Source organism: Nostoc sp. NMS4 (assembly GCF_017115095.1).
Taxonomy (GTDB): Bacteria; Cyanobacteriota; Cyanobacteriia; order Cyanobacteriales; family Nostocaceae; genus Nostoc.
In genome coordinates this window covers 1-14,950 of record NZ_JABXKI010000340.1, presented here as the reverse complement: position 1 = coordinate 14,950, position 14,950 = coordinate 1, and the positions used below count along the sequence as shown (strand labels likewise).

Sequence of the window (14,950 nt, the reverse complement as noted above, 5' to 3'; positions counted from 1 at the left end):
TTTCCCATAATTGTGATATTCCACCTCAGATGTCACACTTGTCAATACCTTTTGAGCTGAATCCTTACCAATTATCGATGCCTGTGATCCTGCTTATATTAATTACTAAACGCTTTAAGTGTTTTTATGTAAATTTCATAGAAACTTTTAATATCAGTATATGTACTACAAAATGAAGTGCGGAATGTGGGTTAGTAGTTTTGGGTGTTAATGGTCAGCAGGTGCTGGATAGGATGGACTCCATTGCGCGTCAGCTATTTGCTGGCGGAACTCGTCATCGCTGTTCACCATAGGAGCGACCCCAGCGTCCTGCGCTTCCCGACCCACGGCAAAGGCGATGTCCCGTGCAATGTCGCGCAGGCTTTGCAGGGGAGGCAGCAGCGCTGCCGTCTGATCCTGAAACACGGGTGAGTGCTTGGACAGGGCACGACCAGCGGCGATCATCATGGCATCGGTCACTCGGCGCGATCGCGAAGCCATCACCCCCAGACCCACTGCCGGGAAGATAAACACGTTGTTGCACTGAGCGATCGTCATCTTCTTGCCGTTGAACTCCACGGGCGCAAACGGCGAGCCGGATGCCACGAGCGCTCGCCCATCCGTCCATCGAATCAGGTCTTCGGCGTTCGCTTCTGAATTCGCAGTGGGGTTGGAAAGCGGGAAGATCAACGGTCGATCGGTTTTGCGCGCCATCTCACGCACGATGTCTTCGGTAAATGCCCCGCCCAAGGTGGATAGCCCGATCAGCGCACCCGCATTGATCTGACCAATTACGTCCGCTAGTCCGGTGTTGCCTTTGTCGGTCTTAGGCCAATTCTTTACCTTCTCCAGAGGTTGAGCATAGCTCCGTTGCTCTGGGGTGAGATCGGTGCGCCCAGTATGCAGCACATCCTTGCGATTCACGAAGTAAAACTTGCTCCGGGCATCCTGCTCAGATAACCCATTCGCCTTCATTTCGGCAAGCAGATAATCGGCGACTCCGATCGCTGCCGAACCCGCGCCAAAGAAAACGATATCTTGGTCGCCGAGCTTCTTGCCACTAACGTTCGTTCCGGCGATCGCACAGCTCAATACCACAGCCGCCGTGCCTTGAATGTCGTCGTTGAAGGTTAAGAGCTGATCGTGATACTTCTCCAGCAGCGGGCGGGCGTGCTTACCCGCAAAGTCTTCCCACTGCAATAGATACGTTTCGGGAAACTCTTGCTTTACCGCCTGAATGAACTGATCCACGAAATCGAAATACTCGTCGCCCGTGATGCGCTCGTGTCGCCAACCGAGGTATTCCGGGTCGTTCAGACGCTCTTGGTTGTTGGTGCCGACATCTAAGATGATGGGCAAGGTGCGCTCCGGTGCGATACCCCCGATCAGGGAGTAAAGCGAGAGCTTGCCAATGGGAATGCCCAGTCCGCCTACGCCCTGATCGCCCAATCCAAGAATGCGCTCGCCATCGGTAACGACGGTGACGGCGACATCGCGGTGCGGACGGTTCCGCAGGATTTCGGCAATTTTGTCTCGCTGCGGGTAGGAAATAAACAAGCCCCTCGGACGGCGGTAGATGTGGGAAAACTGCTGACAGGCTAGCCCGACTGTCGGTGTGTAAACGATCGGAGTCATCTCTTCGACGTGATCGAGCAAGAGCCGATAGAAGAGTGTCTCGTTGCTGTCCTGAAGCTGGCGCAGGTAGATGTTGCGCTCCAGATCACTATCTTTTTTCTTGAACGCTTCATAAGCGCGCGTTACTTGCTGATCGAGCGTCTCGACAATAGGCGGCAGAAGACCATCTAGACGCAGGGCTGATCACTCCTCTGGGGTAAAGGCGGTGCTACGGTTCAAGGACGGATCGTCAAGTAGGGTCATGCCCGTAAGAGATAGGGCTGCGCTCGATTTTTGATTGGCTTGCATGATAAATCTCCTTACAAAAACTGGTTGTACGAAACTTAAACGAGCGATCGATACTCAGGCTTGTATACTTGACCGCGAATAAATGCTTCGAGGTCATCTGGATGATCCACCCGTGCTAACCCGTTATCAAACACAAGCTTCGCAACTCGAATCGCGGTCTTGATATCGATTTCAAGGATATTGGACTGTAACGGATAGAGCAGTCCCTGCTTCAGCATGTCCTCTGGTACTTGGTCCGCAACCGCTGATGCCGCCTCGATGAACATCTCATCCGCAACCCGCTTCGCTCGCGTGGCATAAATCGCCAACCCAACCGCCGGGAAAATATAGAAATTGTTCGCTTGTCCTGGTAGGAATGTTTGACCGTTGAAATGAACGGGCGGGAACTGAACCCCAGCCGCATAGATCGCCTTCCCTTTCGACCAGGTGTAAGCTTGTTCAGGCGTACATTCTGCATGATCCGTCGGATTCGACAACGCTAAGATTACCGGACGATCGTTAATCTTCGACATCGCTTCGATCACCTGCTGAGTAAACGCACCGCCAACGGTACTGACTCCAATAATCGTCGTCGGCTTGATGCTCTCGATCCCGGCTACAAAGTCTTTCGTTGGTGCATGTTCGTGAGCGTAAGGTTTCTGGTAGTCTTCGAGATCGGTGCGAGACGGTTCGAGCAGTCCATTGATGTCGAACATCGAGACTTGCGATCGCGCTTGCTCAAGTGACATCCCTTGTTTGACGAGCACGGTGCAAAGTAGATTCGCTAACCCGATCGCGGCTGAACCTGCACCCAGGAATAGATACTTCTCATCTTTGAGTTGGGTTCCTTTCAGCTTCGTGGCGTTGATCATGCCAGCTAGGGTAATGCCTGCGGTACCTTGAATGTCGTCGTTATAGCACGATACCTTGTCTCGATAGCGCGCCAGTAGATTGACTGCATCCACGCCCGTCCAGTCCTCAAAATGAATGCAGCAGAGCGGAAATACTTCCTGTACTGCGTCCACGAATTCATCCACAAACGAGTAGAGTTCCTCCTGAGAGGGTCGCGTTTTGCGAAGCCCCAGGTTGAGCGGATCGTGCAGGTACTGCTCGTTATTCTCCATGTCCATCTTCCACTCGATTAAACCGTAAGCTTCATCCACATAAATCAGCACAACGAAGTAAATTTTCTCTCCTATTGTGGTTTCGGGGTGTGAGTATCAATGGATGCTGTTGCTACTCGCACCCCATAAACAACGATTTGTAAATAAGTTTTGAGGCTAACGCCTCATGCGTTGGACAATCATATGTATCCCCTCAAAATTTCGGGGTAGGAATTATTCTGGTATCCATGAGCAACCAAAGGAATTAAAAGAAGATTTCTCTCGAATAATAGCTCCCAAAGATGGAATATGACCGATTTGAGAAATACGGTCACGTATGTATTCAAAAAAACTGATTTCCAACTTACGAGTGGTAGCAACAAGGGACATAAAAATATCCCAAGCTTTGGTACCTTGTTCAGTTTGGGTGGCATAGCTAATATTACGACGCTGCACTATACCCGCATTTCTCACAAGCTCCCACTAGCGAACCTCGCGGGTGAAGTAATAAGTAATAAGTAATAAGTAAGATTCTTTACTCATTACTTATTACTTATTACTCTTTACTTATTTAATTAATGAGATGTGGTGAGAAATCCAGGTATAGTCCTAGCAGCCAACTCCGCAGGATTATTATGTAATGGTAATTCTGGATGTTCTAAAACTAAAAGTAACTCCGATACTTTTGCAGCAGTTAATCGTTTTCGCTCATCCAACTGTTCATAACTACTTTTTTCGTTAAAAAGTTTTTCTCCTTACCCCAACTTACTGAGCGGATACCAAATTAGCTTGTTCTAAATTTCCCATAAATCCTCAGTCTATTCAAATTTTCATCTGAGGATTTTTCTGTTAAACGGAAGCGATCGCTTCTTTAGTTATGAACATAAATTTTCAAGTTAGTCATCATGAATACTCAAGAAATTTTAAATCATCTCATCATTGGAATTACAGCCTTATATACCATTGTGATACTAGTTGATTTCGTTGTGGGAATAGTCTATCTGTGGCATAATTTTACACTCAATCTCGAATACCATACCAACAACAGAACATCTGAACAATCACAACTTGAATCTATTAATATTAAGAAATCTCTCCAGTTAGAAAATCAAAATCAATCAACTAACCGTATTACATCAAAACCAGAACCTCAACCAAACAACTTTGGTTAGCATTGATGTAGACAAAATTGATTTACGAACAGCTAGAAAAATTGCCACTGCCATAAAAAAAGCTTCAAAATCCAATCATGACTTAATTATCAAACAAAAAGTCAACAATAAATGTGTTCCTTTAGCCTGGTTGCAAGCACAGATTAAGCATCTCTGCTGTTTCTAATTATTGCTTAACTGCTTTCATCGACAAACTAATCCGTTTGAGTTTCTCGTTGATTTCTAATACCTGGACTTTCACTACTTGTCCAACTTTAACAACTTTGTTGGGATCGTCTACAAATCTATCAGCAAGTTGGGATATATGCACCAAGCCATCTTGATGTACGCCGATATCGACAAAAGCACCGAAGTTGGCGACGTTCGTGACGATTCCCTCTAGTTCCATTCCCACATTTAAGTCCCTGATTTCCTTAATTCCTTCTCGGAAGGTGGCATACTTAAATTCAGCACGAGGATCTCTACCTGGTTTTTCCAGTTCGCTGAGGATGTCGCGTAGTGTGGGTTCGCCAACGGTATCGGTAACGTATTTCTTCAGGTTGGTCTTTTTGAGTTTTTCGGCAATTTGTGTTACCTGATTTAATGGCACATTTAGATCGGATGCGATCGCTTCTACTACAGAATAACTCTCTGGATGCACTGCTGTATTATCTAATGGGTTGTCACCGCCGCGAATCCGCAGAAAACCTGCTGCTTGTTCAAAGGCTTTTGGCCCCAACTTGGGAACTTTCAACAGTTGGCGGCGATTTTTAAAGGCTCCATTTTGGTTACGATAGGTGACAATGTTATTGGCAACTGTTGCCGTAATCCCAGAGACGGATGTCAGAAGTTCTTTGGAAGCGGTGTTTAAGTCTACGCCGACGTAGTTCACGCAGCTTTCTACAGTGTCATCCAATTTCTTTTTTAACAACTTCTGATCGACATCATGCTGATATTGTCCCACACCAATGGATTTGGGATCGATTTTCACCAGTTCCGCTAAAGGGTCTTGCAAACGGCGACCGATGCTAATAGCACCGCGCACAGTAATATCTAAATCGGGAAACTCTTGAAGCGCTACAGTACTCGCAGAATATATAGATGCGCCAGACTCATTCACCATTACCTTAACTGGTTTGCGTTCTATATTTTGTAATACTTGGGTGACAAATTCCTCTGTCTCGCGGGAGGCTGTACCGTTACCAATGGCGATTAACTCAATTTTGTACTTTTCAATCAGATTTTTGACAGTTTGTGCAGCTTTGAGTCGCTGTTCAGCCGCTTGGTGGGGAAATACCGCCTGATATTCCAAAAATTGTCCAGTTTGGTCGAGGACAGCAACTTTACACCCAGTTCTAAATCCAGGGTCTATCGCTAGGGTTGGTTTCATCCCGGCTGGTGCAGATAGTAGCAACTCTCGCAGATTAGTTTCAAATGTCTTGATTGATTCTATATCCGCGTAAACTTTTTTATCAGAAATAACCTCTCCCATCAGAGAGATTTTCATCAAACGGTTGAATGCATCCTTCAGCATCGCCTGATAAAAATCCCGAATTGTCCGTACTTTGGTTTTAATTTCTTTCGACTCAAGATAGTAAAGTACCGTATCCTCATCAAAAGCAATTTCAAAGCTTAATATTTTTTCAGTTTCACCCCGACACAACGCCAACATATTGTGAGGTGCAATATTTTTTACCCTAATTTGATAGTTACGGTACATCTCAAATTTGGTTGTACCTTCGGGATAATCATCTTTGATGCGGGAGACAAATACCCCTTCTTCTAAAAGATAGTCGCGGATATATGCACGTAACTCAGCTTTTTCAGCTACTTCTTCCGCCAAAATATCAGCAGCACCTTTGAGTGCTTCTTCTGCTGTTTTTACTCCCTGCGTTTCCGAAATATACTTAGTCGCTTCTGACTCCAAGGATGCAATTGCAGCATTTTTGACATTTAACGACTTGATGAATTCCGCCAGTGGTTCGAGTCCTTTTTCTCTGGCGATGGTGGCGCGGGTGCGGCGCTTTGGGCGATAGGGTAAGTATAAATCCTCAAGTTCGGTTTTTTGTAAGCAGGATGAGATTTTGGCTTTGAGTTCATCTGTAAGTTTACCTTGTTGAGCGATCGCACTTAAAATTACCGATTTTCGTTCTTCCAGTTCTGTTAAATAAGTATATCGCTCGGACAGTTCGCGTAGTTGCACCTCATTCATCTCATCAGTGCGCTCTTTACGGTAACGTGCAATAAAGGGAATTGTTGCACCCTCCGCCAAAAGTTCCAGCGCGTTTTGCACCTGATGGGATTTGAGGTTTATTTCAGTTGCCAGTAGTTGAGGAATGTTCAGCATTAAGTGTCTAAAATGAAAATACTACTTCTAAAGGTAATATGCTAGATCCTTATCTTCGCGCAAGACCAAAGTTTTAAGCTAATTTACTACACATAGGTACTTACTTTTAAAGCTCTACCACAAAAAAAGAGTTGTCAAGCTTTTAGGCGCTTCATCTATCGTAATAATTATTCCAATTGGCGTAATATGCAACGTTGCATAATCTTGACTTTCTATAATATTTATTTCGCTCGACTGTTGTAGCCAAAACCTTATTGGATGTAAGATTAACCACACTTCCAAAAAATTTGTTCTAAAAACACTACAACCTTTAGTTCAGAGGTTAGTAAAATGCCTTTGTTTTTCTTGATACCACTGTGTACTGCTTTAGCTACTGGCTATTTTTTCAAAAAGAGTACTGATGAAATTGCATATCTTGCAGGTGTGTTTGCAGCTATTAGCTTGATTTTAAGTTTAGTATTAGCACCTTGGCAGATTCAGTTTGGATTGTTAATCCTTGTCTTCGTTATTACCAACAGACTTTTGCAAGATAATCAGTCCAAACAATAGCAAAACAACTTAGAGAAACCTCTACCCAGCCAAGGAAACTTGGCATTGTTTTTCTTGATACCACTATATACTGCTTTAGCTACTGGCTACTTTTTCAAAAAGAGGATTAATGCTATTGCATATTTTGCAAGTGTATTGCAGCTATTAGCTTGATTTCAACTATAGTATTAGCACCTTGGCGGATTGAATTTTGATTGTTAATCCTTGTCTTCGTTATTACCAACAGACTTTGGCAAAATAATGAGTCCAAACAATAGAAAAACAACCTAGAGAAACCTTTATCTAGTTAAGTGAAATTGGCGAACTACTTGCTATGTCTGAGATATCGGAATTTGGATCGAGATTTTGGAGATAAATAGAAAATAAACATAATTGTATTTTCCTGTAATAGCCAGTGTAAGTACTGTGATTCCAGTTTAATTTTTGCTTTTGACAACTCTTAGTTTTGCATTTATCGAATTTAAGATTAAGTCTCTAGTTCTACAAGTTTAATACCCAGATATTGCTTCATAAATGTACAAATTTTAAAAAGAAAAATTCATATAGAGAGAGGAGAATTTTTCTTTTATAAAGTTTTTGTTTAAGTGAATTTTCAGGAGATAAATTTTCGATAAAGTATAGCGATAAATTTGCAACACGCCTTTCTCGTGGTATTCTAGTAAGTAATTGTATGTAACAATAAATTTGGAGAACAAACCCTATTTAAAATTACAAAGAATGATCAAGCAAACCTAATACTAAATCTAAATAGTGTAGAAATACCTCAAATTCAATGCAAGCAACGTCAACTCAAAGTTGATTAGCCAAAGCTAGTTTGGATAAATTTTTTTGTGCAAGATGCTGCATTTGGAGATTCAGTAAAATTCCCCAGAAACCTGTAAAACGTATTACTATAGATTGATTTATCTATGATTTACGTAGCCAGCCAGAGTTATATTGCTTATTGTGTCCCCATATCCAAACAGAGTACGTATACACACTCAATTTGAGTAAAAACTTTTACTTTTATAAATCGGCTTAATTGACAATCCATTTTTATTCATTTAGGTGCATCTGTTGAATATGTGGGTAGAATCGGAGTTCAGCATAAGCTACGCCTACAGGCACTGCTAAACTTTGTATACAGAGTGTGGCATAGCAAAGTTATCAACCTTACCTATGTCTGCATCCACTATAACTAGATATTGCGTAGATATTGCGATCGCACTAAAAGTATTGTTGGAGCGAAACTGGGTAGCAGAGAAAATATCTGTAATTCACAATTAGGCAAACTCTAAATTGATTTTACCAATTGTCAAGCATTTGCTTGGGAGTATAACTGGGCTGTTTACTGTCCAGTTCATACCTACTATCTTGATTAAGGCACAGTCCGATGAAATCTATATCGCAAATTTCAAACTTTAAAATAATTCCTTATATCATCCTATTCGTCAGTATTGTATTTAGTATTTGTGGGCAATTGCTGATGAAGAATACCATGAGTCATACAGACGAGGGAGTATTTACTTGGGACTTTATTCAAAAATTAACATTAGCTATTACTGTCTATTGCTTAGGAATAGTAAATTGGATATTGGCTCTGCGCTCTGTAAAATTGAGTATTGCTTATCCACTGACTAGTTTAAATTATGTCGGGATACTTTTCGGCTCATACTACTTTTTTAATGAGGTAATTACATTAACTCGAATAGCAGGAGTGATAACTATTTTTTTAGGTGTTCTTCTAGTCGTAAATCCTATAAAAAAAATTCAAGCTTAGATAAGTTTATAGTTAATTAAAACTTGAAAAATGAGTATTTTTACTTGGCTAAATTTAATGCTTGTTGTTTTGTTTGGAACAACAGCCCAACTATCACTCAAGTACGGACTTTACATTTCTAGCTCTACTAAGGGAGGAAGCGTATCCCTCAAAAATCTCTTATTATCTCGTTATTTTTTGATTTGGTTTATCTGCTATACATTTATGACTATATTGTGGCTTTATATATTGCGGACAATTCCTCTAAGTCAAGCATTTCCAGTTCTAGGATTAATGTATGCACTTGTACCAATTGCTTCTCACTATCTTTTAAAAGAAGAGGTTGTATTTAGCCAGTGGTTAGGAATTTCCGTGATTATAACTGGCGTAATTCTAGTTGTACATTAATAGCTTAATAGGCAAATAATTAGCTTATTAATTAATATTAATTTTTTCAAAATCATCCTCAAAAAATCTTACAAAATCTAAATTTAGTTTATGAATATAGGTATCATTGGCGGAGGCATAACTGGGCTAGTATTAGCTCAACGTCTTTCACATCAAGGACATACAGTCACTGTATTTGATAGCAACAAACAACTTGGGGGACTTACTACCTATCATGATTACGGGTTATTTACCTGGGATCGTTTTTATCACGTTATCCTACCTTCTGATACTCACTTAATAAATTTTCTCAGAGATATTGGTCTTGGAGATAAACTGCGTTGGCATCGAAGTTTAACAGGTTTTTATGACAATAAAAAGTTTTATTCTATTAGTAACACTATAGAATTTCTGCGCTTTCCTCTCTTTGGACTTATAGGTAAAATCAGATTAGCTTTTACTCTACTGTATGGTTCACGCCTTAATAATTGGCGGCGCTTAGAGAAGATTTTAGTTGAAGATTGGCTATTGAAACTCGGCGGAAAAAATACATACGAAAAGCTCTGGAAACCTTTACTTTTATCCAAATTAGGAGAAAACTATAAGCGAATATCAGCAGTTTTTATCTGGGCTTATATCAAACGACTATTTTCAGCGCGGGATTCTTCATTAAATAAAGAACAACTTGGTTATGTCTCCGGCGGCTACAAAACTGTTTTTGACCATATAGAAAAATTAATTTACGCGGCTGGAGGTCATATTCACAAAGGTGTTGCAGTTGAATATATTGCACCTCATCCAGGGGGTGGAATGTGGGTAGAGTATCAGGGTAAAAAAGAGCATTTTGATAAAGTTATTTTTACTGGCCCAGTTAATATCTTGCAACAGGTTGCTGCGAAGGGACTGGTAAAAGTTTCAGACACTAGTGAAACAGTAGAATACCTGGGTGTAATCTGCATGGTACTTGTTACTCGTAAGGCTTTAGTTCCTTATTACGTAGTAAACATTGCCGATAAAAATATTCCTTTTACCGGAGTTATTGGTATGAGTAACTTAGTTTCTTTACAAGAGACAGCAGGGTATCACATTACATTTCTACCAAAATATATACTTTCCACTGACCCGTTGTTAAAACAACCAGATGACGAATTACGTCCAATCTTTTTCCAAGGTATACGTTCAATGTTCCCCGAACTCAAAGCAGATGATATTGTCGCAGCACATATTAATCGAGCTATTAAAGTACAGCCATTACAAGTTTTAAATTATTCAAACCTTGTTCCCAAAGTGAGTACTGAAAACAATGATTTTTTCGTTGTCAATACCTCCCAGTTGGTCAATGATAGCGTCAACAACAACGCAGTAGTCCGACAGGTCGATGAATTTCTCAAAAAATCGACATTATTGAATTCTTGAAATTTGAGTAACGATATTTAATTTTAAAAATCATACGAGGTCTTTATGAGTCTTTTTGTCCTTTTACCCGCATATAACGAGCAAGAATCAATTCGACCTTTGTTCAAAAGGTTTCAAAAATTGCAGCAAATTTTTAATATGGAGATAGAACTGATTCTAGTCGATGATGGCAGTAGTGATAAAACTGCTCAGACTGCTTTAGAAGAATCTCAATCACTGGGTATATTACTAAAATTGGTTCAACATCCCAAAAATGCTGGTTTAGGTCAAGCAATTAAAACAGGTTTCACGACTTTCTTAGAAATTTCCAAAGAAGGTGATTTTTTAGCTGCGATGGATTGTGACAATACTCAACCACCAGAACTTTTAGTAAAGATGTATGACACCATGATAGCTGGTAGCTATGATATTGCGATCGCATCTAGATATCGAAAAGGTTCTAAAGTCATAGGCTTATCAAAATTTAGAGAGCTGATGAGTTACGGAGCCAGCTGGCTATTCAGAATTGCAGCCCGCGTACCAGGTGTAAAAGACTACACTTGTGGTTACAGACTGTATAACCGTACTTTCCTCAGTAAACTGGATATGTATTATGGGGACAATCTATTCACTGAAAGTGGATTTGCTTGCATGATAGATTTACTGCTGAAAGCCAAAGTCCTCAAACCAAAAATCATAGAAATTCCAATGGTTTTGAGATACGATCAAAAGCCTAGTGCCAGCAAAATGAAAGTTTTTAAAACTATTACTCGAATCCTAAAGCTCTTATTTAAGAATCTAGCATCAACAGAGCCAACTTCCAATTTAGGTCAGACTTTCAATGAGCAAGAAACAGCAAGAATTCCTCTGAGAATGGCAAATCGCAAATAAACCTGAGAAGGAAAGTCTGGATTAAATTTTGACGAACTGCTCTTAATGCTTTGAACCTAGTGGTCTGTCAAATTCATTTTGACGATTAGAGAGACGCGATAAATCGCCGTCTCTACAGGTAATTTATCCATCAATTATTGATTGACAGACTACTAGAGCAACTTTTTAAAGGTAGTAAACGCCAAAAATAGAATCGAGCCGCTATGGATAATAACTATATCCTGACTATTCTTGCTGCTTGTTTATTCCCAGATAGTGATGTATCTAAACCCGCTTGTCAATAGTATTTGAGATGCGCTTACCCTGGTTATAAGGGCGAATAAATTAAACTATCTCTTGGTACTTTTGACTTAGATACATCGCAATTCCTTTCTCGTAATAAGCTGCTTCATTAATAAAAATAGGATAAACAGTAGACTCTCCCTCATAGAAAATATCTTTTCCTGCAAAAGTCAGAAACATTGGGTCGCCTGGATTCAGAGGTTCATAATCCCGAAACTGAAGCTGGGGGTGAATCATGGCTTGAATATCACCGCCACTGCTTCTAGGATAATCGACAGTTCCAATGTATTTATAAAGTGTAAGCGGGCTGCTTGTCTGCGGAATATTCCCCTGGTTACACTCTTCAAAATAGTCTAAAACCGCATAAATAAGCTGTTCTGTTTTCTGAAATAATTCGGCGTTTAATATATTCTGAGCTACAGCCCCAACTTCTATAACAAAACCCAATTCGCACAGAGAACGAAGAAAACCATTTTCTTTGGATTCCTGATTAATACAGACTTTCACCAAAGGATTGATAGAACTTAAATAAGCACCTAAGCGAAGTAATAAAGGATGCATGTCACAAAAAATTAGAGTTAACCCCATATTGGCAGTTGTGCTGTGTAAATCAACAATTACATCGGCAAAGGGCTGATTTGGAGGTTGTAATATCTGTTGAATTTCTTTCGCCCGTTTATCTTCATAACTTGAGAGTTGGGGATTTTGTAAGCCTTGATTGGTGAAGCAACGATTTAAATCTTTTTCAATGTATCGTTTGCCTTCTTCAATAGCTTTGAGATTGCCAAGTAATGCCAGAGTTTCAAAACTTGCCCTGTTAATTAAATTAGGATATTGCTGAAACTTTTTAACTAAATGTACTCCTGTTAACTCATTACCGTGGTTTCCTCCAACGATCGCAACTCGTTTAATCTGACTCATAACAACCTCATGTCTAAAAAAGTACCCTACGGTTATTGAGAATGGTGCAAGATACAAGATAGAAGTATACCCGCTACTGACTAAATCTTGTAAAAGACTGACGCGATGTCTACGACGGGCTACGCCTACGCTCCATGTTCGAGCCAAAATATGATAACTGTTAAGCTATTGGTTTTGGTACAAAAGGGGAGGAAATTTATGGAGTATGCTTTTAAAGCGATCGCTGAACTTTACAAAAACGCTCTCCTCAACGATGTCCTCCCATTTTGGGAAAAATACTCCCTCGATTGGCAGCAAGGCGGCTATTTCACCTGCCTCGATCGCAACGGCAAAATTTATGATACAGATAAATTCATCTGGCTGCAAAACCGTCAGGTGTGGACTTTTTCGATGCTTTACAACCAGCTAGAAAAGCGCGAAAATTGGCTAAAAATTGCCAGCAATGGCGCTAATTTTCTCGCCCAGCATGGCAGAGATAGCGATGGTAATTGGTACTTCGCCCTCACCCGTGAAGGGAAACCATTAATTCACCCTTACAATATCTTCTCTGATTGCTTTGCAGCGATGGCATTTAGTAAATATGCCCTCGCTAGCGGCGAAGAATGGGCAAAAGATGTAGCGATGCAAGCTTATAACAACGTATTACGCCGCAAAGATAACCCCAAGGGCAAATATAATAAAACCTATCCCGGCACACGCCCGATGAAATCCTTGGCTGTACCGATGATTTTAGCCAACCTGACTCTAGAAATGGAATGGTTGCTGCCAAAGGAAACATTAGATAACGTCCTAGCTGAGACTGTTCGGGAAGTGATGACCGATTTTCTCGACCAAGAACGGGGACTAATGTACGAAAACGTTGCCCCTGACGGTTCCCACATCGATTGTTTTGAGGGACGGCTGATTAATCCAGGTCACGGTATCGAAGCTATGTGGTTTATCATGGACATTGCGCGTCGCAAAAACGACACCAAAACTATTAACCAAGCTGTTGATGTGGTGCTAAACATCCTGAATTTTGCTTGGGATAGCGAGTATGGCGGATTGTATTACTTTATGGATGCAGACGGTCATCCTCCACAACAATTGGAATGGGATCAAAAATTGTGGTGGGTTCACCTAGAGTCATTGGTTGCATTAGCGATGGGCTACCGCCTAACCGGGCGTGAGGTGTGTTGGGAATGGTATCAAAAGATGCACGATTACACCTGGTCACACTTTGCTGATTCCGAATACGGTGAATGGTTTGGCTATCTAAATCGGCGTGGAGAAGTATTGTTAAACCTTAAAGGTGGTAAATGGAAAGGATGTTTTCACGTACCGCGTGCATTGTACCTTTGTTGGCAACAATTTGAAGCATTGTGATACCTGTGATGATGAATTATTGGAAAGATGTCTCATGAATGCTATGACACCTAAACGATTTGCGATCGCAGAATACCATCGATTGATTGAACTTGGATTTATCACAGAGGGCGATCGTATTGAATTGATTCGAGGGGAACTGATTCAAATGACAGCAAAGGGAACGCCTCATACAGTTTGTAGTTCTATTTTATGCCGTCAATTGGATCGGTTATTAGGCGATCGAGCAGTCATCCGTGGACAAGATCCGATCACCCTTCCTAATCAGAGTGAACCTGAGCCGGATGTTGTCATTGCACGAGGAAGAGACGAAGATTATCTCGTTCATCATCCCTATCCTGAAGATATTTTGTTAGTGATTGAAATTTCGGATAAAACCATAGATTACGACCAAACAACCAAGTTGTCATTGTATGCAGAAGCCGGAATTTCTCATTACTGGATTGTGAATTTGCCGGCTCGTCAACTTGAGCGTCACAGCCAGCCGTATCAGAATGCTCAAAATAAGTTTAGCTATCTCAGCAACCCCTATTTATCAAATCAGTCAGTGGCAATTCCTGGATTTGAAGACGCATTATTGGACTTGAGTAGGTTGTTTCCAGAGAGTGCTGGTGAATGATTTTCGCTCGTCTTCTAAATCGATTAAACTACTTATGCTTATTAGACAAACTAAACAGAAAATGATTTAATTACAAGGTATTGTCCAAACAAAAAACTTTTAATATGAGAAAACTGTCTCTGATTCTCCCCTTAGCTATCCTGGCTTTTAGCAGTATAGTTGTTAAGAGCCAAGAAATCTCCTCACCTAATACTTACACTCAATCTGTTACCCGTGAAGTTTTAGCGAGTGGTTATCCTACTGAAGATCAAAAGCAGATTCTTGAACTTGTACGCTATACCATCGCACCAAGAAGAAAACTCCCTACTCATACTCATCCGG

Annotated in this window: 15 protein-coding genes; 9 read left to right on the top strand and 6 right to left on the bottom strand. The window is 41.0% G+C overall.

Annotated elements, in window-relative coordinates; all coding sequences use genetic code 11:
- Nucleotides 1–207: 207 nt before the first annotated feature.
- From HWQ37_RS30405 to HWQ37_RS30390, 4 genes are all read right to left on the bottom strand, one after another.
- The gene (locus HWQ37_RS30405; RefSeq protein ID WP_292754182.1) at nucleotides 208–1,791 is read right to left on the bottom strand and encodes an NAD-dependent malic enzyme; all 1,584 of its coding nucleotides are present in this window, start codon (nucleotides 1,789–1,791) and stop codon (nucleotides 208–210) included.
- A 146-nt stretch (nucleotides 1,792–1,937) separates the two neighbouring features.
- A complete protein-coding gene (maeA, locus tag HWQ37_RS30400) occupies nucleotides 1,938–3,044 on the bottom strand; it encodes an oxaloacetate-decarboxylating malate dehydrogenase (protein ID WP_292754179.1) in 1,107 nt (368 codons plus the stop codon).
- 174 nt (nucleotides 3,045–3,218) lie between these two features.
- Nucleotides 3,219–3,458 carry a hypothetical protein gene (locus HWQ37_RS30395; RefSeq protein WP_292754176.1) on the bottom strand — a complete coding sequence of 80 codons (240 nt, stop codon included), beginning with the start codon at nucleotides 3,456–3,458 and terminating at the stop codon, nucleotides 3,219–3,221.
- A gap of 101 nt (nucleotides 3,459–3,559) precedes the next feature.
- A complete protein-coding gene (locus HWQ37_RS30390; protein WP_292754174.1) occupies nucleotides 3,560–3,700 on the bottom strand; it encodes a hypothetical protein in 141 nt (46 codons plus the stop codon).
- A 189-nt stretch (nucleotides 3,701–3,889) separates the two neighbouring features.
- Here HWQ37_RS30390 and HWQ37_RS30385 point away from each other — a divergent pair, with 189 nt between their 5' ends.
- Nucleotides 3,890–4,156 (top strand): hypothetical protein, encoded by a 267-nt coding sequence (locus tag HWQ37_RS30385; RefSeq protein ID WP_292754172.1) that lies wholly within the window; start codon nucleotides 3,890–3,892, stop codon nucleotides 4,154–4,156.
- 166 nt (nucleotides 4,157–4,322) lie between these two features.
- Here the strand turns inward: HWQ37_RS30385 and HWQ37_RS30380 are convergent, their stop codons facing one another.
- Complete coding sequence (locus HWQ37_RS30380) at nucleotides 4,323–6,482, bottom strand: Tex family protein (protein WP_292754170.1); 2,160 nt, start codon at nucleotides 6,480–6,482, stop codon at nucleotides 4,323–4,325.
- Nucleotides 6,483–6,812: 330 nt separating this feature from the next.
- Here HWQ37_RS30380 and HWQ37_RS30375 point away from each other — a divergent pair, with 330 nt between their 5' ends.
- The 5 genes from HWQ37_RS30375 (at nucleotide 6,813) to HWQ37_RS30355 (ending at nucleotide 11,442) form a co-directional block, all read left to right on the top strand.
- Nucleotides 6,813–7,031 (top strand): hypothetical protein, encoded by a 219-nt coding sequence (locus HWQ37_RS30375; protein WP_292754168.1) that lies wholly within the window; start codon nucleotides 6,813–6,815, stop codon nucleotides 7,029–7,031.
- Between the two features lie 1,372 nt (nucleotides 7,032–8,403).
- Nucleotides 8,404–8,790 carry an EamA family transporter gene (locus HWQ37_RS30370; RefSeq protein ID WP_292754166.1) on the top strand — a complete coding sequence of 129 codons (387 nt, stop codon included), beginning with the start codon at nucleotides 8,404–8,406 and terminating at the stop codon, nucleotides 8,788–8,790.
- 30 nt (nucleotides 8,791–8,820) lie between these two features.
- On the top strand, nucleotides 8,821–9,177 hold the full coding sequence (locus HWQ37_RS30365; protein ID WP_292754164.1) for an EamA family transporter: 357 nt from the start codon (nucleotides 8,821–8,823) through the stop codon (nucleotides 9,175–9,177).
- A 90-nt stretch (nucleotides 9,178–9,267) separates the two neighbouring features.
- Nucleotides 9,268–10,572, top strand: a complete 1,305-nt coding sequence (locus HWQ37_RS30360) for an NAD(P)/FAD-dependent oxidoreductase (protein ID WP_292754162.1) — start codon at nucleotides 9,268–9,270, stop codon at nucleotides 10,570–10,572.
- Between the two features lie 45 nt (nucleotides 10,573–10,617).
- A complete protein-coding gene (locus tag HWQ37_RS30355; protein WP_292754160.1) occupies nucleotides 10,618–11,442 on the top strand; it encodes a glycosyltransferase family 2 protein in 825 nt (274 codons plus the stop codon).
- 324 nt (nucleotides 11,443–11,766) lie between these two features.
- On the opposite strand, the gene HWQ37_RS30350 is transcribed toward HWQ37_RS30355, so the two are convergent.
- Nucleotides 11,767–12,645: an aspartoacylase gene (locus HWQ37_RS30350; protein ID WP_292754158.1), complete on the bottom strand. Its 879-nt coding sequence runs from the start codon at nucleotides 12,643–12,645 to the stop codon at nucleotides 11,767–11,769.
- Nucleotides 12,646–12,843: 198 nt separating this feature from the next.
- On the opposite strand from HWQ37_RS30350, the gene HWQ37_RS30345 reads away from it, so the two are divergent.
- The 3 genes from HWQ37_RS30345 to HWQ37_RS30335 all read left to right on the top strand — a co-directional run.
- A complete protein-coding gene (locus tag HWQ37_RS30345; RefSeq protein ID WP_292754156.1) occupies nucleotides 12,844–14,010 on the top strand; it encodes a n-acyl-d-glucosamine 2-epimerase in 1,167 nt (388 codons plus the stop codon).
- Between the two features lie 34 nt (nucleotides 14,011–14,044).
- A complete protein-coding gene (locus HWQ37_RS30340) occupies nucleotides 14,045–14,629 on the top strand; it encodes a Uma2 family endonuclease (protein WP_292754155.1) in 585 nt (194 codons plus the stop codon).
- A gap of 104 nt (nucleotides 14,630–14,733) precedes the next feature.
- A partial coding sequence (locus tag HWQ37_RS30335) for a cupin domain-containing protein (protein ID WP_292754153.1) occupies nucleotides 14,734–14,950 on the top strand: 217 nt, incomplete at its 3' end.

Excerpts from the sequence above, each read along its gene's own strand:
- HWQ37_RS30365 (WP_292754164.1), top strand. The coding sequence starts at position 8,821 with ATGAGTATTTTTACTTGGCTAAATTTAATGCTTGTTGTTTTGTTTGGA.
- HWQ37_RS30385 (WP_292754172.1), top strand. The coding sequence starts at position 3,890 with ATGAATACTCAAGAAATTTTAAATCATCTCATCATTGGAATTACAGCC.
- HWQ37_RS30360 (WP_292754162.1), top strand. The coding sequence starts at position 9,268 with ATGAATATAGGTATCATTGGCGGAGGCATAACTGGGCTAGTATTAGCT.
- HWQ37_RS30375 (WP_292754168.1), top strand. The coding sequence starts at position 6,813 with ATGCCTTTGTTTTTCTTGATACCACTGTGTACTGCTTTAGCTACTGGC.
- HWQ37_RS30355 (WP_292754160.1), top strand. The coding sequence starts at position 10,618 with ATGAGTCTTTTTGTCCTTTTACCCGCATATAACGAGCAAGAATCAATT.
- HWQ37_RS30380 (WP_292754170.1), bottom strand. The coding sequence starts at position 6,482 with ATGCTGAACATTCCTCAACTACTGGCAACTGAAATAAACCTCAAATCC.
- HWQ37_RS30340 (WP_292754155.1), top strand. The coding sequence starts at position 14,045 with ATGAATGCTATGACACCTAAACGATTTGCGATCGCAGAATACCATCGA.
- HWQ37_RS30350 (WP_292754158.1), bottom strand. The coding sequence starts at position 12,645 with ATGAGTCAGATTAAACGAGTTGCGATCGTTGGAGGAAACCACGGTAAT.
- HWQ37_RS30345 (WP_292754156.1), top strand. The coding sequence starts at position 12,844 with ATGGAGTATGCTTTTAAAGCGATCGCTGAACTTTACAAAAACGCTCTC.
- HWQ37_RS30370 (WP_292754166.1), top strand. The coding sequence starts at position 8,404 with ATGAAATCTATATCGCAAATTTCAAACTTTAAAATAATTCCTTATATC.